The following is a 23,900-nucleotide window of genomic DNA, read 5'->3' as shown; positions in this document are numbered from 1 at the left end:
GCTTCCCGGGACTGGCTGCGTTGGTTTATTGACCAGTGGGGTGCGGCAAACTACGATTCGGTGGTGCTCAACAAGGGCGCGCGGAGGAACGACGCCATGAAAACCGTCAAGCTTGTCGCCAGCGCGTTCCTCCTCGTCGCTCCAGCAACAACCTTCGCGCAAGATATGCCTATCAGCACCGACGGCACCGACCCTAAAACCTGGGACCCGAAGCAGGACGCGGCCGCCTCCGGCAAGAATAACCACGCAGTGATCTACGAGGACAGCGAGATCCGCGTGCTCTCCGTCACCGTGGCGCCAGGCGAAGTGGAGACACCGCATCACCACCAGTGGCCCAGCATCATCGTCTACGACCGCCCCGTGAAAAGCGAGAATCGCGACGGCAAGGGCAACGTTCTGCCGCCGAAGCTGCCCGGGGCTGACAAGGTGGCATTGCCGCGCGTGATCCGTGTGCCCCCGGAAGCGCTGCACTCGGTCAACAATCTCGATTCAAAGCCGCTGCACCTGATCCGCGTCGAGTTCAAACATGGCTTCCCGAAGCAGTAGCAAGCCTGACGCACCAAGCTCAACTCAAGCCGCCACAGTCTCCCGCCGATCCGAAGCTGCCTCGAGCAGCCGCTTTTCGATCGTCTTCAACCGCGCATCGCTTTCAACTTTGCTGCCGAGCAGGTCGGTTACGTAGAACGTATCGACCGCGCGTTCGCCATACGTCGCGATGTGCGCCGAATGGACGATCAACCGCGCCTCGAACAGCGTGCGCGCCAGCCGATTGAGCAACGCTGGGCGATCGCGCGAACCCACTTCGATCACGGTGAAACGGTTCGAGGCCTGATTGTCGAACACCACCATTGGCGAAACGTCGAAGGCGTCGGCGCGCAGGCGAGCGAGCGGACGGGCGATCAGGCCGGGCAGCAGCTTCACGCGGTTGGCCAGCGCATCGGCGATCGCGGTCTTGAGCCGTTCGATCTGGTTCGCTTCGTTAAGCGGGCGCCCCAGCGGATCCTGCACCAGGAAATTGTCGACCGCGAGGCCGTTTTTCGCGGTGTGGATGCGCGCGTCGATGATGTTGCCGCCCGCCAGGTGGATGCCGCCGGCGATGCGATAGAATAGGCCGGGGTGATCGGCCGCGAGCACGGTCAGCAGCGTGGCACCGCGCGCGGGATAGTAATGCGCCTCCACCGTCAATGGCTGGTCGATCGCGCGATCCATCGCCGCCAGGTTGAGCGCGATGATATCTTCGGGCTCGGCGATCCAGTAAGCATCGGACAGTTGCCGGCCGACGGTGCCGATCAGCAGGTCGCGCTCTTTCAGCAAAGCGCCCACCGAGGCCTTTTTCGCGGCGATGCGTTCAGGCCGGCCGTGCGCCTTGTGGCCCAGCCGCAACTGTTCCTCGGTCGCCTGGTAAAGGTCGCCGAGCAACTGGCGCTTCCAGCTGTTCCACACGCCGGGACCGACCGCGCGGATATCAACGATCGTCAGCAGCAGCAGCAGCCGCAGCCGCTCGACGCTTTGCACCGTGGCGGCGAAATCGGCGATCGTCTTGAAATCGGCCAGATCGCGCTTGAATGCGGTCGAGCTCATGATCAGGTGATGGCGCACCAGCCAGGCTACCAGCTCGGTCTCGGCATCGCTCAGACCCAGCCGCGGGCACAGCTTCATCGCCACTTCGGCGCCGAGCACGCTGTGATCGCCCTGCCGGCCCTTGGCGATATCGTGAAGCAGGATCGACACATACAGCACGCGGCGAGACACGATCTTGGAAATGACATTGCTGGCCAGCGGGTGATCCTCGGCCAGTTCGCCCTTTTCGATCCGCGCCATCAGCCCGATCGCGCGGATCGAGTGTTCGTCGACCGTGTAGTGGTGGTACATGTCGAACTGCATCTGCGCGACGACGCGTCCGAAATCGGGCACGAAGCGGCCGAACACGCCCGCTTCGTTCATCCAGCGCAGGACCAGTTCGGGATCGCGGCGGCTGGTCAGCAATTCCATGAACAGCGCATTGGCGCGCGGGTCCTTGCGCGCATCGGCATCGATCAGCGACAAATCGTGGCGAGCGCGGCGCAGCGCATCGGGGTGGATCTCGATGCGTTCCCGATCGGCGACGGTGAACAGTTCGACCAGCCGGCCTGCGTCCTGCTCGAACACTTCGGGCCGGGCGAGGTGGAGTTTCTCGTTCTCGACCACGAACGCGCCACCCACGCCGACGGTGCGGCGGCGCGGGCGGCGGAAGCTGGCGAGCAGGCCGCCCTTTTTCTTGGCAAACTGCTCATCGAGCTGCGCCAGGAACACGCCGGTCAGCGATCCCACCACTTTGGCCTGGAGGAAGAAGTACTGCATGAACCGCTCGACCGCGCTCTTGCCCGGCCGGTCGGAGAAGTTCATTCGCGTCGCGACTTCGCGCTGGAGGTCGAAGGTCAGCCGGTCTTCGGGGCGGTTGGTGACCATGTGCAAGTGGCAGCGCACCGCCCAGAAGAAGTTCTCGGCGCGGCGGAACGAGCGGTATTCGGACGCGCTGAGCAGCCCGACATCGACCAGTTCGCTCGCGCTCTTAACCTTGTGGATGTATTTGCCGATCCAGTAGAGCGTGTGCAGATCGCGCAGGCAGCCTTTGCCTTCCTTCACGTTCGGTTCGACCACATAGCGGCTGTCGCCCAGCTTGCGGTGGCGTTCGTTGCGCTCGGCCAGCTTATCGGCAACGAACTGGCGTTCGGTTCCGGTGACAACTTCGGCGAAGAACCGGCGGCTCGCTTCCTCGTAAAGCGCGCGATCGCCCCACACGTAGCGGCCTTCGAGCATCGCGGTGCGGATCGTCAGATCGCCGCGCGCCATGCGCACCATTTCATCGAGCGAGCGGCTCGATTGACCGACCTTGAGCCCGAGATCCCAAAGGAAATAGAGCATGGCCTCGATCACCTGTTCGCACCACGCGGTCTGCTTGCCGGGCGTGAGAAAGGCGATATCCACATCCGAATGCGGTGCCATTTCGCCGCGCCCGTAGCCGCCGACCGCAGCGATCGCGAGCCGTTCGCCCGAGCTGCGGTTACTGGCCGGATAGACATCGGCGATCACGTGATCGTGGATCACGCGCACCAGTTGATCGACCAGGAAAGCCTGCGCGGCGGCGCAATCGTTCCCGGCGGAGGGCTTTTCGCTCAGCCGCCGCGCAATCTCGACGCGCCCCGCCGCCAACGCTCCGCGCAACTGCTCCACCACTGGCGGCCGCGCGCCCGCGCCCTTCTCGGCAACCAGGGCGGCTACGGCATCGGCAAGCGCGCGACGGTCGATGATGGCGCGCTGGTTGGCTGGACGGGGCAAAGTCATGGGCGGGACTTAGGCGCGCCTTCCCGCAAGAGCAACGCACGGCCACCCGGAGAAATACGTGTTCAGGCTTTGGCGGCGGCCTTGGCCTCTTCCCACTCGCTCGTGTAGCGCGTGCGCAAGGCGCGTTTGTCGACCTTTTCGGTGCCGAGCCGGGGCAGCGCTTCGGTCACTTCCCAGGCCTTTACCGGAACCTTGAACGGGGCGAGGTGTTCGCGCAGGTATGCGCATAATGCATCCGGGTGAAGCACGGCGCCAGTCTTGACCAGGTAGACCGCTGCCGGGACTTCGCCGAACAGTTCGTCGGGCAAGCCGAATACGCTGGCTTCGGCCACGTCGGGGTGGCCGTAGATCGCGGCTTCGACTTCGACGCAACTGATGTTTTCGCCGCCGCGGATGATGATGTCCTTCTTGCGGTCGACGATGAACAGGTAGCCGTCCTCGTCCAGGTAGCCGAGGTCGCCCGAACGGAAATAGCCGTCGGGCATGATCGCAGCGGCGGTAGCGGCGGGATTGTCCCAATAACCCAGGAAGTTGCACACGCTGCGCAAGCTTACTTCGCCCACTTTGCCGCTCGGCAGCGGCTGGCCGGCATCGTCCAGGATCGCCATATCGACCAGTGGGCGCGATGCGGTGCCGGTGCTGCCCGGCTTGGCCAGGTAGTTTTCATTGAGGTTGCCGCAGCCCACGCCGTTGGTTTCGGTCAGGCCATAGCCCAGCAGCGGGAAAGCGCCGGGCAGTGCTTCGCGGATGCGCGCGACGTGTTCGGGCGGGCGCGGCGCGCCGCCGGCCGCAAACGCGGTGCAACTCGACATGTCGTACTTGTCGCGATCGGGATGCGTGGCGATTTCGTAACTCATCAGCGGCACGCCGACGAAGTAGGTGATCCGTTCGCGCTCGATCAATTGCATGGCGGCTTCGGCGTTCCACTTGGGCATCAGCACCAGCTTGCGCCCGATGGCGAAGCTTTGCAGCAGCACGGGCACTTCGCCGGTCACGTGGAACAGCGGCACGTTGACCAGCGTCGAAGGCTGGTCAGTCGGCGCCTGGCCCTTTGCGGTCATCACGCCGAGCATGTTCACGGTCTGCGCGATGTAACTGAAAGTGCCCTGCACCACGCCGCGGTGATCCGAATAGGCACCCTTCGATTGCCCGGTCGAGCCCGAAGTGAACAGCACGGTGGCCAGATCGTCAGTGGTCAGCGCGGGCAGCGGCGTGTCGGCGCCGCCCCCCAGCGCGGTCAGCGCGGCAAGCCCTTGAGCCGGCAGGCAATCGTGCTCGATCAGCACCACCTTGGCGCCATGCGCGTGGCCGTCGAGCCGCTTGGCCCGGCCGGCATCGGCCAGCACCAGCGTGCAACCGACCAGGTCGATACCCGCCGCCAGTTCCTCGCCCGTCCACCAGCCGTTGAGCAGCGTGGCGCAACCGCCCGCCATCAGCACGGCCATGTAGGCGACCACCCAGCTTGTCGAATTGCGCGCGGCGATGCCGATGCGATCGCCCCTGGCAACGCCATGTCCGGCTACCAACCCGCCCGCCACGATCCGTGCCGCAGCGTAAGTGTGGGCAAATGTCAGCCGCAGTTCGCCATCGACGAGGAAGGTCTTGTCGCCCTGTTCGGCACAGAAATGCGCAAAATAGTAGGGCAGCGTGGCGGGAGCGGCAGCGATCATCGGCAGATCGCGGCCGAAGCGGTGGAACGGCACGGTCGCCATCATGCCGGCGGGCGCCACCAGTGCGTCCATTACCTGGCGAAGATCGCGATCAAGCTCGGTCTGCATTCCCGTCTCCCTGAAAACCTCGCACGCTCTCTGGCGTTGCCCGGCCTGGTGTTTCTGCCTATGCCCGGCCCACAAAGCCGATGGTGCACCTTAGGGGGCGGGCCATGCTGCTGACAAGTGTGTCGATAAACAGGAATTGGAGTTCGCGTGCTGCAAAGTCTCGCCGTCGGCGCTGCCGTGATCGTGCACCAGCCACTGCGCTTCGAAGACCTCGGGCTTTCGCCGATCGCGCTCGATCTGGGAGTGATCGCGATCAAGTGGTATAGCCTGGCTTATCTGGCGGGTATCGTGCTGGGGTACTGGCACTTGTCGCGGATGAGCCGCCAGCCCGGCTCGCCGATGGCACAGCGCCATGCCGACGATCTGTTTTTCTACGCCACGCTGGGCATCATCCTGGGCGGACGCCTGGGCTATTCCATCTTCTACGCACCCGAATTGTGGGCGCACCCCGCCAACCTGTTCAAGCTGTGGCAGGGCGGGATGAGCTTCCACGGCGGGCTGATCGGCACGGTGATGGCGATCGGCTGGGTGGCATGGAGCAACAAGCTGAACTTCATCCGGCTGTGCGATTATATCTCGGTGGTCGTGCCGTTCGGACTGTTCTTCGGGCGGCTGGCCAACTTCGTGAACGGCGAATTGTGGGGCCGGATCACCGATGCCAGCGTGCCGTGGGCGATGGTGTTCCCCGGCGGCGGCGAAATGCCCCGCCACCCGAGCCAGCTATACGAAGCGCTGCTCGAAGGGTTCGTGCTTGGTACGATACTGCTGGTGCTGTTCTGGAAAACCCGCGCGCGCTGGCGGGTCGGTTTGCTGACGGGGGTTTTCACGCTGGGCTATGGCCTTGCCCGCTTCACCGTCGAATTCTTCCGCGAACCCGACGCGCAGTTGCAGGATTTCGCGCGCGCCACGCACTTGTCGATGGGCCAGTGGCTGACGCTGCCGCTGATCCTGACCGGGCTGGTGCTGCTGGTGCGCGCATTTGCGACGGCCGAAGCTGCGCCCGCGAATCGACCCGAGCCGGCGTAAGTGAACCAGCCCGGCCCCGACCTGGCTGCGCGCTTTGCCCGGCTGATCACCAACACCGGCCCGATCAGCCTGGCGCACTACATGGCCGAGGCCAACGCGCACTATTACACCACACGCGACCCGCTGGGCGTCACCGGCGATTTCATCACCGCGCCCGAAGTGAGCCAGATGTTCGGCGAGCTGATCGGGTTGTGGCTGGCCGATATGTGGATCGAGGCCGGGCGCCCCGAACCGGTGCATTACGTTGAACTGGGTCCCGGCCGCGGCACGCTGGCGCGCGATGCCTTGCGCGCGATGGAGCGCTATGGCCTCAACCCGCGCATCCATTTCGTCGAGACCAGCACCCCGCTCAAGGCGCTGCAGCTCGATAGTCATCCGCAGGCGTTGTGGCACGCCGACATGTCGACCCTGCCAGACATTGGCCCGATCCTGCTCGTCGCCAACGAATTTCTCGACGCGCTGCCGGTGCGGCAACTGGTGCGCACGCCCGATGGGTGGCGCGAACGGATGGTGGCGCTGGCACCCGGCGGTGGCGGAGTCGCCGGGACGACGCTCGTCGCGGTTGCGGGGGATCAACCGATGGACGCAGCGGTGCCCGCAATTCACCGCCATGCGCCCGAAGGCAGCCTGATCGAAACCAGCCCGGCCAGCGCGGCGGTGGTCTATGAAATCGCCGGCCGGCTTGCCTCGCAAGGCGGTGCGGCGCTGGTCATCGATTATGGCCACACCGCCTCGCAGCTCGGCAGCACGCTCCAGGCCGTACGCGCGCACCGCAAGGTCGATGTGTTCACCACTCCGGGCGACACCGACCTGACCGCGCACGTCGACTTTTCGGTCCTGGCCAGCATCGTCCAGTCACGCGGGGTGCGCTGGCTCGGCACGATCGAGCAAGGTCGCTGGCTGCGCGCACTGGGGATCGAGGCGCGCACCGAGGCGCTGGCACACCACGCCCCCGCCAAGGCCGGCGCAGTCCGCGACGCGTGCGAACGCCTGATCGGCGAAGGGCAGATGGGGGCGCTGTTCAAGGTCATGGGGCTGGCCGGCGCGGACTGGCCCGCTGGCGCCGGATTTTGAAAGCAGCAACTGCATCCATGGGCACACCGACTGGCACAACCACAGTCGCAAGCGGCGGTGTGCATTTGATAAGCCCTAACACGTCCCAAAGGGCGTGTGCATCGCTTCCCCAAAGCCCCAATTTGCCTGTTGGCAAAGCGACAGGTTTGCGTCTATCAGGCCCGCCAAAGTGGGGTGCTGAAGCGCTGGTCGACGGCGTCTCCGGCACACCCGCTTGGCAGGGGGCTATTCTGCCAGGACGGCGCCCAACGGCGCGCCAAAGGGATTTTTAGCGCGGTTTATTGCGATCCGGGGCGCAAACATGCGTGCAGGATCGTAGCAGGCAGGGACTTTCAATGGCTGAAGAAGCAATCATGCAGACTCCGACCGGCATGCAGACTCCCACTGGAGCCGAAGATGGCGTGCGGCGTCGCGATTTCATCAATATCGCGGCGGTCAGCTTCGCCGGCGTCGGCGGGCTTGCTGTCGTATGGCCGCTGATCCGCCAGATGGCACCTTCGGCCGACGTGCTCGCCGAAGCTTCGGTTGAACTCGATATTTCGAAGATTGCACCAGGTCAGGCGATCATCGCGGTGTTCCGCAAGCAGCCGCTGTTCGTGCGAAATCTAACTCCCAAGGAAATTGCCGAAGCCGACAAGGTGCCGGTATCGTCGTTGCGCGATCCGGAAACGCTGGAACAACGGACCAAGCCGGGCAAGGCCAACTGGCTGATCACGATGGGCGTCTGCACGCACCTCGGCTGCGTGCCGCTGGGCACCGGCGATGGCGAGCCGAAGGGCGAATTCGGCGGGTATTTCTGCCCATGCCACGGTTCGCAATACGATACCGCGGCACGCATCCGCAAAGGCCCGGCACCCAAAAACCTGGCTGTGCCGCCTTATTCATTCACTTCCGATACTATCGTCAAAGTCGGCTGAGGACGCCAAGACCATGAGCTTTCCCTGGGCGCAAGAATACAAGCCAAGCCATCCGTTCATGCAGTATCTCGACGAGAAACTGCCGCTGCCGCGGTTTGTCTATAACGCGGTCGGCGCCGGATATCCGGTGCCGCGCAACCTCAACTACTTCTGGAATTTCGGCGTGCTCGCCGGCTTCTGCCTGGTGCTGCAGATCGTTACCGGGATCATCCTAGCGATGCACTACGCTGGTGACGCGAAGCTGGCGTTCGCTTCGACCGAACACATCATGCGCGACGTGAACTTCGGCTGGATGTTGCGCTACATGCACGCGAACGGCGCTTCGGCGTTCTTCGTGGTGATCTACGCGCACATCTTCCGCGGGTTCTATTTCAGCTCGTACAAGGCCCCGCGCGAGATGATCTGGCTGATCGGCGTGGCGATCTTCCTGGCGATGATGGCCACCGCGTTCATGGGCTACGTGCTCCCCTGGGGCCAGATGAGCTTCTGGGGCGCGCAAGTCATCACCGGGCTGTTCTCGGCGGTCCCGCTGGTCGGCGAATCGCTCCACACCTGGCTGCTGGGCGGCTTCTCGCCCGACAACGCGACGCTCAACCGCTTCTTCTCGCTCCACTTCCTGCTGCCGTTCGTGATCGCTGCGCTGATCATCCTGCACATCTGGGCGCTGCACATCCCGGGCTCTTCGAACCCAACGGGCGTTGACGTGAAGACCGAGAGCGACACCGTGCCGTTCCACCCGTACTACACCGCCAAGGACGGGTTCGGACTGGGCGTGTTCCTGATCATCTACACCTCGGTGGTGTTCTTCGCGCCCGACCAGCTCGGCCACCCGGACAACTACATTCCGGCCAACCCGCTGCAGACCCCGGCACACATTGTGCCCGAATGGTACTTCTGGCCGTTCTACGCGATCCTGCGCGCCTTCACCTTCGACTTCCTGTTCATCCCGGCCAAGCTGATGGGCGTGCTGGCGATGTTCTCGGCGATCCTGTGCTGGTTCTTCCTGCCCTGGCTGGATACCTCGCCGGTCCGTTCGGGCCATTACCGTCCGCTGTTCCGCAAGTTCTTCTGGGCGCTGGTGGTCGATGCCGCGATCCTGGGCTACTGCGGCGGTTCGCCAGCGGAAGAACCTTTCGTGATGATCTCGCAGCTCGCCGCGATGTACTACTTCCTGCACTTCCTCGTCATTCTGCCGATCGTCTCGTCGATCGAGAAGCCCGAGCCGCTGCCGTTCTCGATCACCGAGGCCGTGCTCGGCAAGGATGACAAGGCCGTGCTTACGCCCCACCACGCCCCAGCGCCTTCGGCCGCCTGAGCGCAGCTAGACAAGAACGAGAGAACCCATGGTCCGTATTTTTGGCCCGCTCGTTGGCCTGTTTTTCGCGGCAGCGCTGTTCTGGTGCTTCGGCAACGGAGCAGTCCAATACCTGACCGCGCCCGCGGCCAAGACTGCAGAAAGCTTGTTCCACAAGCACCCGCACGAAGACTTCAAGCTCGCCAGCGACGGTGTGTTCGGACGGTTCGATCGGGCGCAGTTGCAGCGCGGCTTCGCGGTCTACCAGCAGGTCTGCTCGAACTGCCACGGACTTAAATACGTGTCGTTCCGCGATCTCAAGGACCTTGGCTACAGCGATCCCGAAGTGAAGGCGATCGCCAAGCAGTGGGCCAACAAGGCGCCCACGCTTGACGAGAAAACCGGTGACAAGGCAACGCGCGACAATCTTCCAGCCGACCACTTCCCGGCGGTGTACTATGCCGGCCAGGGCAACCCGCCGGACTTGTCGCTGATCACCAAGGCCCGTCACGGCGGCGCGGCTTACGTCTATTCGCTGCTGACCGGCTATTCCGACCAGCCGGCAAAGCTCCTCAAGCGCTTCCCCGATGCTAAGACGCCCAACGGGCTGTATTACAACCCGTACTTCGCCAACCTCAACCTGGCGATGCCCGCACCGCTGACCAGCGATGGCCAGGTGACATACAGCGACGGCACCAAGGCAACCGTGCCGCAGATGGCCAAGGACGTCTCGGCATTCCTGACCTGGACCGCCGAACCCAAGCTGGAAAAGCGCAAGCAAGTCGGCCTCGCGGTCGTGCTCTACCTGCTGGCTGCCACTGCTCTCGCCTATATGGCCTACCGCAACGTGTGGGCCGGCAAGAAGCACTGATCGAGCCCCCGCGCAGCTTGAACACAAGATCAGGGCCACCGGCAACGGTGGCCCTTTTCGCATTCACCAGGCAAAACCACTCCATGTCCGATGCCCACAAGGAACCGATGTCGCTAAGCGAGCTGGCGGCTCTGATCCGCGATGTGCCCGATTTTCCGCAGCCGGGCATCCTGTTCCGCGATATCACCACGCTGATCCGCCACGGCGACGGCTTTGCCGCCACGATCACCCATCTCGCGCGTCGCGCCCGCGCTGCCCAGGCCGAAGTCATCGCCGGCATGGAAGCGCGGGGGTTCATCTTCGGCGCCGCGGTTGCCGCGCAGCTTGGCATCGGCTTTGTTCCGGTGCGCAAGCCGGGCAAGTTGCCCGTGCCAACGATCGGTATCGATTACGCGCTCGAATACGGCCGCGACCGGTTGGAGATCGACCCAACCGCGATCGATCCGGGCGCCCGTATCGTGATTGTCGACGATCTCATCGCCACCGGCGGTACTGCACTGGCGGCCACCGAGCTGCTCCGCCGCGCGGGCGGGCAGGTCGCTCACGCGCTGTTCGTGATCGACCTGCCCGATCTCCATGGCGCCGATCGGCTGCGCGGGGCTGGCGTGACCGTCGAGGCGCTACTGGATTTTGCGGGGCACTGATCGTCCAGGAAGCCTCAGTCGGTCCCTGGGCTCTCGCCGTGATCCGGCCCGGCAAAGCCCGGCAGGTAGCTTGCATGATGCGATCGCGCGAGTACCAGCGCCTTCGCGACCGCCTTTTCGAACTTGTCCTCGACTTGCGCGCGCTTGATCCGGTCGCGGAAGAAATCGGCCCATAGAAATTCGGTGTAAGGTGCCGAAGTCTTGGCGTAACCGCCCGACCGTCGCAATTCGCCAGCCAGCGATCGGTATGGATCGTCGACCAGTTTGCCGACATGGCGCGGCAGATCGTCCCAATCGCGGCGCTTGCCGCTGTCGTCATAGCAATGCAGCCAATTGCGCGCCTCCATGAACGCAAAAAAGCGCTTCCTGGGCACGTGATCGAGCTTGGCCACCACCGACACCAGCACCGTCCCCACGCCCTCGTCATCCAGCGCACGCGCGAGGTGGTGGTGATCGATCACCCATGGCGTCCCGCCCGGCCCGATCACCACCGGAACCATGTGTCCCCCCAGCCAATCACCCTTCTCGTCGAGCTTGCGCATCCGCCATTCGGCTTGCTTGCGTTGGACTTCGCGCATTCCGACGGTCATTTGCGTCGGGCGCAAGTCGCGGATCTGCACGGGGTGTAAAACGGGTTCGATCGAGCCATGCATCGCCATCAAATGTCTCCTGCTGCCGGTGAAACGCTGGATTGGTCGGCGGACGCAACCGCATCGGCCACGCTGAACGTGGCGGCACCGGCAAGCGCGCCCTGCCCGGCTGCGGCCAGGACCTGGCGCACCCGATCATGGACCCGCGCCAGGATCACGTACCGGCCGGATTTGCCCAGCGCCGCGCAGAATTCGCCGATGACTTCGGCCGCAGTCGAATCGAGATCATCGCTCTCTTCCAGGCTGAGCACGACAGTCCGTGCCGATCCCGCACGCGCCTGTGATCCGATCTGACGCAGCACCGCTTCGGCATTGGCGAAAATCAGCGGCGCATTGGGCCGAAAAATCACCACGCCGGCCAGTGGACGGGCATCTGGGTGCGCTGCAACGTCGACGTAATCGCGCGTCTCAGCCACTTGCCCGAGCACGCTGATCGAGGGGTGCGACAGGCGATAAAGCAGTTGCGCGATCGACAGCGCGATCGCCGCAAGCATGCCGTTGAGCACACCCAACCCCAACACGCCGAACGCAGCCGCCAGCGCAATCCACTGGTCACGTTCGATCCGGAACAGCGTGACGATCGGCGCCGGCGAAAGCGCGTGGGTCAGCGCGCCGATCACCACCGCCGCCAGCACCGGGTCGGGAATGCGCGCGATCAGCGGCCCCGCAAACAGCCCCAGTAACAGCAACGCCAGCGCCGCGGTCAATGCCGCCAATCGGCTCGCCGCGCCCGCGCTCTCGTTGGCCGATCCCGCCGAAAAGCCGGCGCCGACGGGCATGCCTTGCGCCAATGCCGCTGCCACATTGGCCACCCCGATCGCCGCCAGTTCGCGATTGGGCGAAACCGTATCGCCATGGCGCAGCGCCAGCCCGCGCATCGTCCCCCAGCTTTCCGCGAACACGATCAACGCAATCGGTGCAGCGAGCTGCATCAGCCGTGCCCAGGTCGCAAAGTCGATCGGGAACGCAAAGCCCGGCATCGCCAGCACGACCGGCCCGGCAAGCGCCACGCCATGCGCGGGCAAGTCCACCGCGAACGCCAGCGCAATGCCCCCGGCCAGCACCACCAACGCCCCGGGCACGCGCGGCACCCGGCGAAGCGCCAGCAGCAGTCCGAGCGCCAGCATGCCCAGCGCCAGGCTTTCGATCCGCCATCCCTCCCTGGTCGCGAGCAGGCCGCCGACGATGCTCCAGATCGGCCCGCCCGACACTGTCACGCCAAACAGCTTGGGCAATTGCTTGACGATGATCGTGACCGCCAGGCCGAAGGCGAAGCCGCGCAGCACCGGCCGCGAAACAAAGCCCGACAAGCTGCCCAACCGGAACGCTGCCAGCCCAATGAAGATCACCCCGACCGCGACCACCAGCGCACTCGCCAGCCCCGTGCGTTCGGCCGGGCCTCCCGGCAATGTCGCCAAGGCCGCCGCCAGGATCGCCGCCGACGATGACGTGGGCGAAAGCACCGCAAAGCGGCTGCGGCCGACCGCCAGGTATGCCAGCCCGCCCGCGATCCCCGCCGCCAATGCGCGACCCGGTGGCAGCCCGGCGATGCCGGCATAAGCCACGCCTTCTGGCAGGATCAGCCCGGCAACCGCCAGCCCGGCCAGGACATCGCTGATCGCCAATCGTCGCATACCGTAGCGTTCGCTCCCCCGTCAGGATGCCGCCGCTTTACGCCCAGACCCGCGTTCAGGACTTGTCGAACGGGTTCTTCGCGCTGCGCATCATCAACCGCACCGGCACCGCATCGAAGCCCAGATCGCGGCGCAGGCTGTTGATCAGGTAGCGTTCGTAGCTGGCGGGCAGCGCATCGAGCCGGGTGCCGAACACCACGAAGGTGGGCGGGCGGGTCTTGGCCTGGGTGATATAGCGCAGCTTGATCCGCTTGCCGCCCGGCGCCGGTGGTGGATTGACTTCGAGCGCGTGCTCGAACCAGCGGTTGAGCGCGCCGGTCGACACGCGTCGGCTCCAGGCTTCGCGCAGGCTGAACGCGGTGGAGATCATCACATCCAGGCCCTTGCCCGTCACGGCCGATACGCTCAGCAGCGGCAGTCCCTTGACTTGCGCCAGCCCTTCCTCGAGCGCGCCGCGCACTCCGTTGAACAGGCCGCTGGCGTCCTCGGCAATGTCCCACTTGTTGATCGCGATCATCAGCGCGCGGCCCTCTTCGAGCACCAGCGACGCAATCTTGAGGTCCTGGTGCTCCAGCCCGCGCGTGGCATCGAGCAGCAGCACCACCACTTCGGCAAAATCGACCGCGCGGCGGGCGTCGGTGACCGCCATCTTTTCGAGCTTTTCGATGACGTTGGATTTCTTGCGCATCCCCGCCGTGTCGATCAGCCGGATCGGGCGCACGTCACCGGTCTTGGGATCGGTCCACTCCCAGTCCACCGCGATCGAATCGCGCGTGATCCCGGCTTCGGGCCCGGTCAGCAGCCGATCTTCGCCCAACAACCGGTTGATCAGCGTGGACTTGCCCGCATTGGGCCGCCCGACGATGGCCAGCTTGAGCGGGGCCGAGGGATCGTCCTCGTCGAAATCGTCCGCCGCCAGTTCCTCGGTGCGCTTCTCGATCAGCGGCAGAAGTGCCTCGAACAAGTCGCCCATGCCCTCGCCGTGTTCGGCCGAAACCGCTACCGGCTCGCCCAGGCCCAATGCAAACGCTTCGTACACGCCATGATCGCCGGTCTTGCCTTCGGCCTTGTTGGCCAACAGCAACACCGGCAACGGCTGGGCGCGCAGCCACCGGCCGATTTCCTCGTCCAACGGCGTGATGCCCGCGCGTGCGTCGATCACGAACAGCGCAAGGTCCGCGCCCGCCACGCTCGCCTCGGTCTGCTTGCGCATCCGGCCGGGCAGCGAGCCGGGGTCTTCGTCCTCCCAGCCGGCGGTGTCGACGATGGTGAATTCCAGGCCCAGCAGGTTGGCAGGACCGAACCGGCGATCGCGCGTCACGCCCGGCTGATCGTCGACCAGCGCCAGCTTCTTGCCGACGAGCCGGTTGAACAGCGTGGACTTGCCCACGTTCGGGCGTCCGATAATGATAACTTGCGGCAACATGGCGCCTCCGTGGCCCCGGCGGGCCGCCAACGCAAGCGCCGAACGAACGTGGGCTCGATAGGTATTTGTGGCAAACCCGCCGTTAACCAGTTCGCGCAGCCTCAGATTCATGCGCACGGCACATATTTGCCGGCATGGATCGTTCGACCGGCAGATTCGCGGCGCTTGCGCTTGGCCTCGTGGCGTTGCTCGCGGGAGGGGCAGCATTCAGCGCGCCGCTTGACCTCGATAGCGCGCTTGGCGGCACTTCGGCGCCCGGTACAAGCGAGAACGCGCCGTACCTGCAATGCGTTCCCTATGCGCGGCAGGTTACCGGCATCCAGCTTTTCGGCGACGCGCACACCTGGTGGGACCAGGCCGCCGGCCGCTATCGCCGCGGACACGAACCGCGCGTGGGCGCGGTGATGAGTTTTCATCCTTATGGCTCGATGGTGCTCGGCCATGTCGCCGCCGTCAGCCGCGTGATCGATTCGCGCACCGTGTTGCTGCGCCATTCGAACTGGTCGCCGATCAATGGCCGGCGTGGGCAGATCGAGGACGGCGTCCGCGCGATCGACGTTTCGCCAGATAACGACTGGAGCGAAGTGCGCGTGTGGTTCGCACCGTTGCAGGCGCTCGGAACCACGCGCTGGCCGGTCAACGGGTTCATCTACCCGCAACAGGCACGCGGCGGCTTGGATGACGGAGTGATTGCCGCCAAAGTCCGCCACCCCGCTCCGCGCGTGATCGACCCGCGGTTCGATGCCGATCAGATCATCGTGGAGCAGAACCCGGCCGACGATTTCACCACCACGTTCGCGGCTTACTCCCCGCGTGCAAAGTCGCGCGCGATGGTAGCCCATGCACCCGCCGCGCCTGCGGCCGGGCGTTCACGGATCGGAGCGGATTTTCTGGCCGGTATTGCTGCCGATCCCAAGGCTAAAGCCAAGCCCCGCGCCGTCGTCGCTTACGCGGCACGGACCGATGATCCGATCGGCCGGATCATCGCCGCACGGATGCGCTAAAGCGTCTTGATGATCGCCGAGAAGTCCTTGCCGCCATTCCCGGCCGCTGCGAACGCCGCGTAAAGTTCCTCCGCGCGCGTGCCCATCGGCACTTGCGCGCCCGCGCTTGCGGCGGCCGCCAGCGCCAGCTTCAAGTCCTTGAGCATCAGCGCGGCGGTGAAACCGCCCTGGTAGTCGTTGTCGGCCGGGCTTTGCGGGCCGACGCCGGGCAGCGGGCAATAGCTGGTCATCGACCACGACTGGCCCGAGGCCTTCGATGAGATGTCGTAGAAAGTCTGCGGATCGAGCCCGAGCTTGAGCGCGAGCGCGAAGGCCTCGCACGTCGCGACCATCGTGGCGCCCAGGATCATGTTGTTGCAGATCTTGGCGGCCTGCCCCGCCCCGCTGGCGCCGGCGTGGATCACGGCCTTGCCCATCGCGGCAAGGATCGGTTCGGCGCGGGCGAAAGCGGCATCGGTGCCACCGACCATGAAGGTGAGCGTGCCGCCGTTAGCCGCCGCGATTCCGCCCGAAACAGGGGCGTCGACCATCGCGTGCCCGGCGGCTTCGGCGGCCGATGCAACCTTGCGCGCGGTATCGACGTCGATGGTCGAGCAATCGAGCAGCAGCGCGGAGGCCTGCGCGTGGCCGATCACGTCTTTGGCATAGACCGCATCGACGATGGCGCCGTTGGGCAGCATCGACACCACCGCATCGACGCCTGCGACGGCTTCACGCACCGTGGCAAACGTCTCGCAGCCATGCGCGCGCGCGCGGGCCAAAGCGTCCTCGGCCAGATCGAAGGCGCGGACGGTGTGCCCGGCTTTGACCAAGTTTGCGGCCATGCCGCCGCCCATGTTACCGAGTCCGATGAAACCGATGTTCATGACTTACTCCCCTCCCGCTTGCGGGAGGGGCCGGGGGTGGGCCGCTCGCGCAATGGAACTGTTTTGGGTGGACAGGCCCACCCCTAACCCCTCCCGCAAGCGGGCGGGGGACTGGTTACTTGCCGGTCCAAACCCCGGGGCGCTTTTCGATGAACGCGGCCATGCCTTCGGCTTTGTCCTCGGTTGCGGTCAGCACCTGGAAGATGCGGCGTTCGTGGACGATGCCTTGGTCCAAAGTCGTCTCGAACGCGGCGTTGACCATTTCCTTGTTGGCGATCGCGGCCAGTGGCGGCATCGCGGCGATGGCGGTGGCGGTCTTCATCGCATCGGCCATCAACTCGGCCAGCGACACCACGCGCGCGACCAGCCCGGCGCTTTCGGCCTCGGCAGCGCCCATCATGCGGCCGGTCAGGCACATTTCCATCGCCTTGGCCTTGCCGACCGCCCGTGTCAGCCGCTGCGATCCGCCCATTCCGGGCGCAACGCCCAGCTTGATCTCGGGCTGGCCGAATTTCGCGCTATCCGCCGCAATAATGAAGTCGGCCATCATCGCCAGTTCGCACCCGCCGCCCAGCGCAAAGCCGTTAACGGCTGCAATCCACGGCTTGCGCGTCGCCTTGACCACATGGCTGGTCCAGCGACCGAAGAAGTCCTCCGCGTAGAATTCCGCGGCCGGCTTCTCGCTCATTTCCTTGATGTCGGCGCCAGCTGCAAAAGCCTTTTCGCCCGCGCCCGTAAGGATCGCGCAGCGCTGGCCGGGATCAGCTTCGTAAGCGGCAAAGGCCGTGACCAAGTCTTCGAGAACCTGGCTGTTGAGCGCGTTGAGCGCCTGCGGCCGGTTGAGCGTGATCGTGGTGACTGCGCCGGTCTGTTCGACGAGGATGGTTTCGTAAGTCAAAGCGGTTTCCATTCCTGTTCGGGCGGAAGCGGGGCGAAGATGCTGTCGATCAGGTCATCGCCGACCAGTTCGGGCGTCGCCGGGTCCCACTTGGGCGCGTTGTCCTTGTCGACGATCACCGCGCGCACCCCCTCGGCGAAATCGGGATGGGTCAGCACGCGGGCGACGATGCGGTATTCCATCGCCAGCGCATCGGAAAATTGCGTGAGCTTCGCACCATCGGCAAGCTGGCGCAGCGCGATCTTGCTGGCTTGCGGGCTTTTGGTGCGAACGGTGGTCAATTGCGCCTGCGCCCAGTCGGACGAATCGGCAGAGAGAGCGGCGAGCACGTCCTCCAGCCGGTCAGCAGCGAACAATCGGTCGATCATCGGGGCGATTGCGGCGACCTTGGGCACAGGCGGAACCGCCGACAACTCTCGCAGAATCGCGGGAATCGCATCGGGCGCTTCGGCGATCCGCTGCTTAGCCACATCCAGAGCGCTTGCCGGCAGGTAGTGCGTGGCCAGCCCCGCCCACAGGCATTCCGAACCATCGAGCCGCGCGCCGGTCAGTACCAGGTATTGCCCGATCCGCCCCGGCAACCGAGACAGATACCAGCTTCCGCCGACGTCGGGAAACAGCCCGATCCCGGTTTCGGGCATGGCAAAGCGGGTGTTCTCGGTTGCTACGCGGTAGCGCGCGGGCTGCGATACACCCACTCCGCCGCCCATCGTCATCCCGTCCATGAACGACACGAACGGCTTGGGGTACGACTGGATCAGGTTGTCGAGCAGGTATTCGTCGTGGAAGAATTTTAGGCCGGTCTCGCCCTCGTCGGTCAGCACCGAATGGCGCAAGTACGCGATATCGCCGCCCGCGCAGAAGCCCCTGCCCTCGGCATGGTCGAGGATGACCGCCTCGACCGTCGGATCATCGCGCCAGCCCAGCAGCGCCTCGGTCATCGCGTGGCACATGCCGATCGTCAGCGCATGCAGCGCCTTGGGTCGGTTGAGCGAAAGCCGCCCAATGCGGCCTTCGGTGCGGATCAGGACTTCAGGATCGGTCACTGGCGCAGCAAGTCCCGGCCCACGATCATCCGCATCACCTGGTTGGTGCCTTCAAGGATCGAATGCACGCGCAAATCGCGCCAGAAGCGTTCGATCGGATAGTCCTTGAGGTAGCCATAGCCGCCGAACAGTTGCAGCGCGTCGTTGACGATCTTCGAGCCACTGTCGGTCGCGAGACGCTTGGCCATCGCCGAAAAGCGCGTCTTGTCGGGCGCGTTGGAATTGACCTTGGCCGCTGCCAGATACAGCAGCGCGCGCGCCGCCTCCAGGTCGGTCGCCATGTCGGCCAGCATGAACTGGGTGTTCTGGAAATCGCCGATCGGCTGCCCGAACTGCTTGCGATCCTTCACGTAACCGATCGCCTCATCCAGGCACCGCTGTGCCCCGCCGAGCGAACACGCCCCGATGTTGAGCCGCCCGCCATCGAGCCCGGCCATCGCGAAACGGAATCCGTCGCCCTCGGCGCCAACGCGGTTGGCCACCGGCACGCGGCAATCCTCGAAGATCAGTTGCGCGGTGGGGCTGGCGTTCCATCCGAGTTTCCGCTCGGGCGCGCCGTGCGACATTCCCGGGGTCCCGGCTTCGACCACCAGGCATGAAACGCCTTTCGCTCCATTGTCGGCGGTGCGCACCATCACGACGTAGATGTCGTTGACCCCCGAGCCCGAGATGAACTGCTTCGTGCCGTTGATGACGTAATGATCGCCCGCAGAATCTTTGGCCAACCGCGCCGACGTCTTGAGCGCAGCGGCGTCCGATCCCGAACCCGGCTCGGTCAGCGCGTAGCTGGCGACCTTGTCCATCGTCACCAGCCCGGGCAGAAAGCGCGCCTTGAGGTCATCGCTACCAAAGCGATCGATCATCCACGCCGCCATGTTGTGGATCGAAACAAACGCACTCGTCGCGGGGCAGCCATAGGCCATCGCCTCCATGATCAGCGCCGCCTCGAGCCGTCCCAGCCCGATCCCGCCCTGTTCGGGCGCAACGTAGATCGCGCCGAAGCCCAACTCGCCCGCCGCCTTGATCACGTCGCGCGGGAAGTGGTGATCTTCATCCCACTTGGCCGCATGCGGCGTGATGCGGTCAGCGGTGAACTTGCGCGCCATGTCCTGGATCGCAAGCTGGTCTTCGGTGAGCTGGAACTGGTCGGTCATGGCATTCCTGTGGTTTGGGCGGGCACCGGGCTCAACTGCACGAAAGCGCGGTAATCGTGCCCTGCGCATCGACATAGACGGTCAGCCGCCCATTCATGAACAGCATCGAGATCGCCTCGCCGGGATTCACCTTGCGCACCTGACCCGCCCCGCTCGCCTTTTGCAGCGTGGCGGCATCGAAGCGCTGGCCGATGAAGGCTTTGGCCGGTTCGGCATTGCAGGTCTGTTCGGTCGGCGGCGCGGCATCGGCGTGTTGCGCGGCCGAAGCGGTCATGCACCCGGTGACAAGCGTTGCGGGAACAGCAGCCAACAGCGCGCGGGCAGCAAAGGCGAACGATGGAACACGCATGGCTTTATCCTCGATTGAAACGATGACTTGCATACTACGCGGAACCATCGACTTTCGATCCATGCCCTGTGGTGCGGCGATCGGTCACAGGCTCAAAGTCTCGGCTTCGATTTCAACCCGCCATTCGGGTTTGATGAACCCGCTGACGATCACCGTGGTCGTAGCCGGACGCGCCACCCCGAACCAGCGACCGTGCACCGCCGCCACCGCCGGAAAATCCGCGCGGTCGGTCAGATAGATGCAGGTCCGCACCGTATCGGCAATCTCTCCGCCCAGATCGGCGATGGCCTGCGCGATGATCGCGCAGCAGCGCTCCATCTGCGCTGCCGCGTCACCCGGAGTCGTCGAACCGTCGGGTTCGATCGGCGCCGTTCCGGCCACCATGATCTGCTTGCCGGTGCGGATCGCGCGCGAAAATCCGATCACCGGCTCAAGCGGTGACCCGCTGCTGGCACGCTGCTTGGTCAATCCGGATCAGCCCATCGTCGGGATGACGAAGGCGTTCGTTCCGTCGGGCGAGCCATCGGGCCAGCGCGCGGTCACGGTCTTGACCTTGGTCCAGAACTTGATGCCCTCCATGCCGTGCTGGTTGGTATCGCCGAAGCCCGAACGCTTCCACCCGCCGAAGCTGTGGTACGCCACCGGCACCGGGATCGGCACGTTGATGCCGACCATGCCGACATTGACCCGCGCCGCAAATTCCCGAGCCGCATGGCCGTTGCGCGTGAAGATCGCCACGCCGTTGCCGTACTGGTGCTTGCTCGGCAGGCTCAGCGCTTCCTCGAAGTCCTTGGCGCGGACCATCTGGAGCACCGGGCCGAAGATTTCGTTGTGGTAGCTGTCCATTTCGGCCGTCACGTGGTCGATCAGCGTCGGCCCGACGAAGAAGCCCTTTTCGTGGCCCTGCAAAGTGAACCCGCGCCCGTCGACGATCATCTCGCCGCCTTCCTCGATGCACCTGGCGATCCAGTCTTCGATCTTTTCCTTGTGCGCTTGCGTCACAACGGGGCCGTAATGCGCCGAAGTGTCGGTCGACACCCCCACCTTGAGCGCGTGGATCGCGGGGATCAGCTTAGCCTTGAGCCGCTCGGCCGTATCGTCACCCACCGGCACCACCACCGGCAGCGCCATGCAGCGTTCGCCGGCCGAGCCGAAGGCCGCGCCGCACAGATCGTTGACCACCTGGTCGAGATCGGCATCGGGCATCACGATGCCGTGGTTCTTCGCCCCGCCCATCGCCTGGACGCGCTTTCCGGCAGCCACGCCGCGGTTGTAGACGTAATGCGCGATATCGGACGAACCGACGAAGCTGACCGCGCCGATCGCCGGGTGATCGAGGATCGCGTCGACCATCGCCTTGTCACCATGCACGACCTGGAAGATCCCCGCGGGCATACCGGCTTCGAGGAACAGTTCGGCCAACCGCACCGGCAGCGAGGGATCGCGCTCGCTCGGCTTGAGGATGAACGCGTTGCCCACCGAAGTCGCCACCGCGCCCATCCACAGCGGGATCATGCCGGGGAAGTTGAACGGGGTGATGCCCGCGCCGATGCCGATCGGCTGGCGCATCGAATAGACGTCGATCCCCGGCCCGGCGCCTTGCGTGTATTCGCCCTTGAGCACATGCGGGATGCCGCAGCAGAACTCCACCACTTCCAGCCCGCGCTGGATATCGCCCTTGCTGTCGGCGATCACCTTGCCGTGCTCGGCCGACAGAACGTGCGCCAGTTCGTCCATCCGCGATTCGACGAGCGCCTTGAAATTGAACATCACCCGCGCGCGCCGCTGCGGGTTGGTCGCCGCCCACGCCGGCTGCGCGTTTTGCGCTGCCGCCACCGCGCGATCGAGCACCGCCTGATCGCCCAGCGCGACTTGCGCCTGCACGCTGCCGTTGTTGGGATCGAACACGTCGCCAAGGCGAGTCGCCGCGCCGCCGGAGCCGCCCGAAATGAAATGGTCGATCTGGCGCATGGTGGTGTCTCCGTATGAACGCGCTGCGACGCGCAGAATGCCCGATCCGCCTGCCGCCGAATCGATTTGCAGGCAAGGCGCGATTGTGCGAGCGATGCCTGCAATTATGCAGGTTATCACCCCCACGATGCCTAAGTCGTCCTGACCGGCCATGCTGCCGGCTGACTGGAACGATTACCAGGCCTTCCTCGCCATCGCGCGCGGCGGGCAACTGGCGCGCGCTGCTGCGGCGATGGGCATCGACGCCACGACCGTCGGGCGCCGCTTGCGCCGGCTTGAAGCGCGGATCGGCGCGACCCTATTCGAGCACACTCGCGAAGGCCAGGTCATGACCGAGGCCGGCGAAGCGCTGCTGAGCGAAGTCGAAGCGATGGAGCAAGCCGCGCAACGCATCGCCGATACCACCGCGCCCGGCCTGGGCGCTGCGGGGTTGCTGCGGGTGAGCATGCCCGAGGGCTTCGGCAACGTGTTCGTAGCGGCGCACTTGCGCGATTTCACCGACCGGCATCCGCGTCTGACGCTCGATCTCGTCGCGTCGAGCGGCCTCCTCAGCCCATCGAAACGCGAGGCGGACCTGGCGGTCACGCTGTCCCGTCCGCGCGCGGGACCGGTAATTGCCGGCAAGCTGTCAGACTACGCGCTGCGGCTCTACGCCTCACAGGACTATCTTTCGGCCAGTCCGCCACCGCGCCGCCCGGCCGATCTGGCCGAAGGGCATCGGCTCGTTGGCTACATCCCCGATCTCGTCTACGCGCCCGAGTTGCGGTACCTCACGGAGATCCATCCGGGGCTGACCGCCACGCTGCGCAGCCCATCGATAATCGCACAGCACCGGCTGATCGCGGCGGGCGCGGGGGTGGGCGTGCTGCCCTGCTTCATCGGCGATGCCGACGCGGGGCTGATCCCGCTGTTCCCCGAAAAGCGCATCGCGCGCACATTCTGGCTGGTCACGCACAAGGACACCCACGCACTGGCGCGGGTGAAAGCGTTCAAGACCTGGCTGACCGAGTTGGTCGGGCGCGAACGAGCGCGCCTGCTGCCGCCCGGTTAAAGGCTGGCGACGGGGGGATTCTCGCCCAAATCCTCAAACCAGGCCTCGACCGGCCCGCTCAGTTTGATCGTCAGTGGCTGGCCCTTGCGGTCCATCGCCTTGCCCGCCTGAACGCGCACCCAGCCTTCGGAGATCGAATATTCCTCGACATTGGTACGCACCACACCCTTGAACCGGATGCCGATCCCGCGCGACAGCTTGTCCGCATCGAAATGCGGGCTGCGCGGATTGATCGCGAGGCGATCAGGGGGAACATCGGCCCGCGTCACGTCGCTCTGCGGTGCGGCGGCTGGTGCTTCGACGGTTTCGGTCGGATTCTGGTCATCGCTCATGGGTCGCGAGCCATAGTTCAAACACTCGACTTGTCAAACTGCAGGCACCGTGGCAAAGGCCCGCGGCTGTCCAGCACGAAGTGGCATTTCCGCCCCTACCCAAGGACGGGCGCGTAGCTCAGCGGTAGAGCACACCCTTCACACGGGTGGGGTCGCAGGTTCAATCCCTGCCGCGCCCACCATCTTTTCAATGACTTAGAAGAGATGGTCGTGGTTTCCATGAAAAAACATGAAAACGGGCCTGTGAGGCTCACCCATAAGACGTGCTCAGTTTGCTGCGATAGGCCTCTTTCGAAGTGGCCACCTTCCGCACCAAATCCCGCACGTCCTGCGTCTTCAGATCGAGAACAAGGACGTTCCCGTCGAGCACGGCCACGGACTCGATACTGCGAAAATTTGAACCGTGCTTCTCAGCGTAGTCGGCAAGCCCACGTAGCTTTGAAGCGCCGTTTGGACTTGTAACGGTTTCGTGCCGGTCACCTATCTCATTATGCCACCTTGGCCTCGAATGCGAGCGGGCTGATCCCGGCCAGATATGAGTGACGCCGCCGCGTGTTGTAGAACCCGTTGATGTACTGGAAGATCGCTGCC

General features: G+C 65.0%; 23 protein-coding genes and 1 tRNA gene. 10 read left to right on the top strand and 14 right to left on the bottom strand.

The genetic code is table 11. The features are described from left to right. The first annotated feature begins 96 nt into the window (after positions 1 to 96). Positions 97 to 546, top strand: coding sequence for a hypothetical protein (locus tag Q0R16_RS11265; RefSeq protein ID WP_295635990.1), 450 nt, complete (start codon positions 97 to 99; stop codon positions 544 to 546). A 24-nt stretch (positions 547 to 570) separates the two neighbouring features. Here Q0R16_RS11265 and Q0R16_RS11260 read toward each other — a convergent pair whose 3' ends face one another. Together Q0R16_RS11260 and Q0R16_RS11255 are read right to left on the bottom strand one after the other, a co-directional pair. Further along, complete coding sequence (locus Q0R16_RS11260) at positions 571 to 3,324, bottom strand: [protein-PII] uridylyltransferase (protein ID WP_295635989.1); 2,754 nt, start codon at positions 3,322 to 3,324, stop codon at positions 571 to 573. Positions 3,325 to 3,386: 62 nt separating this feature from the next. Then, positions 3,387 to 5,102 (bottom strand): class I adenylate-forming enzyme family protein, encoded by a 1,716-nt coding sequence (locus tag Q0R16_RS11255; protein ID WP_295635988.1) that lies wholly within the window; start codon positions 5,100 to 5,102, stop codon positions 3,387 to 3,389. A gap of 147 nt (positions 5,103 to 5,249) precedes the next feature. On the opposite strand from Q0R16_RS11255, the gene lgt reads away from it, so the two are divergent. From lgt to Q0R16_RS11225, 6 genes are all read left to right on the top strand, one after another. Further along, positions 5,250 to 6,128 (top strand): prolipoprotein diacylglyceryl transferase, encoded by an 879-nt coding sequence (gene lgt / locus Q0R16_RS11250; RefSeq protein ID WP_295635987.1) that lies wholly within the window; start codon positions 5,250 to 5,252, stop codon positions 6,126 to 6,128. Next, the gene (locus tag Q0R16_RS11245) at positions 6,129 to 7,202 is read left to right on the top strand and encodes an SAM-dependent methyltransferase (protein WP_295635986.1); all 1,074 of its coding nucleotides are present in this window, start codon (positions 6,129 to 6,131) and stop codon (positions 7,200 to 7,202) included. Positions 7,203 to 7,537: 335 nt separating this feature from the next. Then, positions 7,538 to 8,119, top strand: a complete 582-nt coding sequence (gene petA, locus Q0R16_RS11240) for a ubiquinol-cytochrome c reductase iron-sulfur subunit (RefSeq protein WP_295635985.1) — start codon at positions 7,538 to 7,540, stop codon at positions 8,117 to 8,119. A gap of 13 nt (positions 8,120 to 8,132) precedes the next feature. Then, entirely contained in the window at positions 8,133 to 9,434 is a 1,302-nt protein-coding gene (locus Q0R16_RS11235; RefSeq protein ID WP_295635984.1) for a cytochrome b N-terminal domain-containing protein, read from the top strand. A gap of 28 nt (positions 9,435 to 9,462) precedes the next feature. Next, positions 9,463 to 10,284 carry a cytochrome c1 gene (locus Q0R16_RS11230; RefSeq protein ID WP_295635983.1) on the top strand — a complete coding sequence of 274 codons (822 nt, stop codon included), beginning with the start codon at positions 9,463 to 9,465 and terminating at the stop codon, positions 10,282 to 10,284. A gap of 107 nt (positions 10,285 to 10,391) precedes the next feature. After that, positions 10,392 to 10,928, top strand: a complete 537-nt coding sequence (locus Q0R16_RS11225) for an adenine phosphoribosyltransferase (RefSeq protein WP_295636003.1) — start codon at positions 10,392 to 10,394, stop codon at positions 10,926 to 10,928. Between the two features lie 14 nt (positions 10,929 to 10,942). On the opposite strand, the gene Q0R16_RS11220 is transcribed toward Q0R16_RS11225, so the two are convergent. Genes Q0R16_RS11220 through der form a run of 3 tightly spaced genes read right to left on the bottom strand, consistent with a single transcriptional unit; the run spans position 10,943 to position 14,638 of the window. Continuing rightward, positions 10,943 to 11,587 carry a ParB-like protein gene (locus Q0R16_RS11220; protein ID WP_295635982.1) on the bottom strand — a complete coding sequence of 215 codons (645 nt, stop codon included), beginning with the start codon at positions 11,585 to 11,587 and terminating at the stop codon, positions 10,943 to 10,945. Further along, a complete protein-coding gene (locus tag Q0R16_RS11215) occupies positions 11,587 to 13,212 on the bottom strand; it encodes a SulP family inorganic anion transporter (RefSeq protein ID WP_295635981.1) in 1,626 nt (541 codons plus the stop codon). The genes Q0R16_RS11220 and Q0R16_RS11215 overlap by 1 nt, the downstream gene beginning before the upstream one ends. Before the next feature lie 55 nt (positions 13,213 to 13,267). Further along, on the bottom strand, positions 13,268 to 14,638 hold the full coding sequence (gene der / locus Q0R16_RS11210) for a ribosome biogenesis GTPase Der (RefSeq protein ID WP_295635980.1): 1,371 nt from the start codon (positions 14,636 to 14,638) through the stop codon (positions 13,268 to 13,270). 134 nt (positions 14,639 to 14,772) lie between these two features. On the opposite strand from der, the gene Q0R16_RS11205 reads away from it, so the two are divergent. After that, positions 14,773 to 15,642: a CHAP domain-containing protein gene (locus Q0R16_RS11205; RefSeq protein WP_295635979.1), complete on the top strand. Its 870-nt coding sequence runs from the start codon at positions 14,773 to 14,775 to the stop codon at positions 15,640 to 15,642. On the opposite strand, the gene mmsB is transcribed toward Q0R16_RS11205, so the two are convergent. The 7 genes from mmsB to Q0R16_RS11170 form a co-directional block, all read right to left on the bottom strand. After that, positions 15,639 to 16,508, bottom strand: a complete 870-nt coding sequence (gene mmsB, locus Q0R16_RS11200) for a 3-hydroxyisobutyrate dehydrogenase (protein ID WP_295635978.1) — start codon at positions 16,506 to 16,508, stop codon at positions 15,639 to 15,641. The genes Q0R16_RS11205 and mmsB overlap by 4 nt on opposite strands. 115 nt (positions 16,509 to 16,623) lie before the next feature. Next, complete coding sequence (locus Q0R16_RS11195) at positions 16,624 to 17,406, bottom strand: enoyl-CoA hydratase-related protein (RefSeq protein WP_295636002.1); 783 nt, start codon at positions 17,404 to 17,406, stop codon at positions 16,624 to 16,626. Further along, a complete protein-coding gene (locus tag Q0R16_RS11190; protein WP_295635977.1) occupies positions 17,403 to 18,452 on the bottom strand; it encodes an enoyl-CoA hydratase/isomerase family protein in 1,050 nt (349 codons plus the stop codon). Before Q0R16_RS11190 ends, Q0R16_RS11195 begins: the two co-directional genes overlap by 4 nt. After that, on the bottom strand, positions 18,449 to 19,606 hold the full coding sequence (locus Q0R16_RS11185; RefSeq protein WP_295635976.1) for an acyl-CoA dehydrogenase family protein: 1,158 nt from the start codon (positions 19,604 to 19,606) through the stop codon (positions 18,449 to 18,451). Before Q0R16_RS11185 ends, Q0R16_RS11190 begins: the two co-directional genes overlap by 4 nt. Positions 19,607 to 19,637: 31 nt before the next feature. Then, entirely contained in the window at positions 19,638 to 19,955 is a 318-nt protein-coding gene (locus Q0R16_RS11180) for an I78 family peptidase inhibitor (protein WP_295635975.1), read from the bottom strand. A gap of 84 nt (positions 19,956 to 20,039) precedes the next feature. Further along, entirely contained in the window at positions 20,040 to 20,423 is a 384-nt protein-coding gene (locus Q0R16_RS11175; RefSeq protein WP_295635974.1) for a RidA family protein, read from the bottom strand. Positions 20,424 to 20,429: 6 nt separating this feature from the next. Next, complete coding sequence (locus tag Q0R16_RS11170) at positions 20,430 to 21,926, bottom strand: CoA-acylating methylmalonate-semialdehyde dehydrogenase (protein ID WP_295635973.1); 1,497 nt, start codon at positions 21,924 to 21,926, stop codon at positions 20,430 to 20,432. A gap of 151 nt (positions 21,927 to 22,077) precedes the next feature. Between Q0R16_RS11170 and Q0R16_RS11165 the strand changes: the two genes are divergently transcribed. Next, complete coding sequence (locus tag Q0R16_RS11165) at positions 22,078 to 22,977, top strand: LysR family transcriptional regulator (protein WP_295635972.1); 900 nt, start codon at positions 22,078 to 22,080, stop codon at positions 22,975 to 22,977. Here Q0R16_RS11165 and Q0R16_RS11160 read toward each other — a convergent pair. Then, entirely contained in the window at positions 22,974 to 23,309 is a 336-nt protein-coding gene (locus Q0R16_RS11160; protein ID WP_295635971.1) for a DUF3297 family protein, read from the bottom strand. The two genes, Q0R16_RS11165 and Q0R16_RS11160, sit on opposite strands and share 4 nt — an antisense overlap. A gap of 107 nt (positions 23,310 to 23,416) precedes the next feature. Between Q0R16_RS11160 and Q0R16_RS11155 the strand changes: the two genes are divergently transcribed. After that, a tRNA-Val gene (locus tag Q0R16_RS11155) sits at positions 23,417 to 23,491 on the top strand. 306 nt (positions 23,492 to 23,797) lie between these two features. Here Q0R16_RS11155 and Q0R16_RS19590 read toward each other — a convergent pair. Then, on the bottom strand, positions 23,798 to 23,900 hold a 103-nt coding region (locus Q0R16_RS19590), incomplete at its 5' end, for an IS3 family transposase (protein WP_366857042.1).

It is taken from the genome of Novosphingobium sp. (assembly GCF_025351285.1).
GTDB lineage: Bacteria > Pseudomonadota > Alphaproteobacteria > Sphingomonadales > Sphingomonadaceae > Novosphingobium.
This window is presented reverse-complemented; position numbering and strand designations above follow the sequence as displayed.

What these genes read in the sequence shown, in the direction of transcription:
- Q0R16_RS11165 (WP_295635972.1), top strand. Translation starts at nt 22,078, where the DNA reads ATGCTGCCGGCTGACTGGAACGATTACCAGGCCTTCCTCGCCATCGCG.
- der (WP_295635980.1), bottom strand. Translation starts at nt 14,638, where the DNA reads ATGTTGCCGCAAGTTATCATTATCGGACGCCCGAACGTGGGCAAGTCC.
- Q0R16_RS11170 (WP_295635973.1), bottom strand. Translation starts at nt 21,926, where the DNA reads ATGCGCCAGATCGACCATTTCATTTCGGGCGGCTCCGGCGGCGCGGCG.
- Q0R16_RS11220 (WP_295635982.1), bottom strand. Translation starts at nt 11,587, where the DNA reads ATGGCGATGCATGGCTCGATCGAACCCGTTTTACACCCCGTGCAGATC.
- Q0R16_RS11225 (WP_295636003.1), top strand. Translation starts at nt 10,392, where the DNA reads ATGTCGCTAAGCGAGCTGGCGGCTCTGATCCGCGATGTGCCCGATTTT.
- Q0R16_RS11180 (WP_295635975.1), bottom strand. Translation starts at nt 19,955, where the DNA reads ATGCGTGTTCCATCGTTCGCCTTTGCTGCCCGCGCGCTGTTGGCTGCT.
- Q0R16_RS11205 (WP_295635979.1), top strand. Translation starts at nt 14,773, where the DNA reads ATGGATCGTTCGACCGGCAGATTCGCGGCGCTTGCGCTTGGCCTCGTG.
- Q0R16_RS11260 (WP_295635989.1), bottom strand. Translation starts at nt 3,324, where the DNA reads ATGACTTTGCCCCGTCCAGCCAACCAGCGCGCCATCATCGACCGTCGC.
- Q0R16_RS11255 (WP_295635988.1), bottom strand. Translation starts at nt 5,102, where the DNA reads ATGCAGACCGAGCTTGATCGCGATCTTCGCCAGGTAATGGACGCACTG.
- Q0R16_RS11230 (WP_295635983.1), top strand. Translation starts at nt 9,463, where the DNA reads ATGGTCCGTATTTTTGGCCCGCTCGTTGGCCTGTTTTTCGCGGCAGCG.
- Q0R16_RS11185 (WP_295635976.1), bottom strand. Translation starts at nt 19,606, where the DNA reads ATGACCGACCAGTTCCAGCTCACCGAAGACCAGCTTGCGATCCAGGAC.
- Q0R16_RS11265 (WP_295635990.1), top strand. Translation starts at nt 97, where the DNA reads ATGAAAACCGTCAAGCTTGTCGCCAGCGCGTTCCTCCTCGTCGCTCCA.
- Q0R16_RS11235 (WP_295635984.1), top strand. Translation starts at nt 8,133, where the DNA reads ATGAGCTTTCCCTGGGCGCAAGAATACAAGCCAAGCCATCCGTTCATG.
- Q0R16_RS11160 (WP_295635971.1), bottom strand. Translation starts at nt 23,309, where the DNA reads ATGAGCGATGACCAGAATCCGACCGAAACCGTCGAAGCACCAGCCGCC.
- Q0R16_RS11215 (WP_295635981.1), bottom strand. Translation starts at nt 13,212, where the DNA reads ATGCGACGATTGGCGATCAGCGATGTCCTGGCCGGGCTGGCGGTTGCC.
- mmsB (WP_295635978.1), bottom strand. Translation starts at nt 16,508, where the DNA reads ATGAACATCGGTTTCATCGGACTCGGTAACATGGGCGGCGGCATGGCC.
- petA (WP_295635985.1), top strand. Translation starts at nt 7,538, where the DNA reads ATGGCTGAAGAAGCAATCATGCAGACTCCGACCGGCATGCAGACTCCC.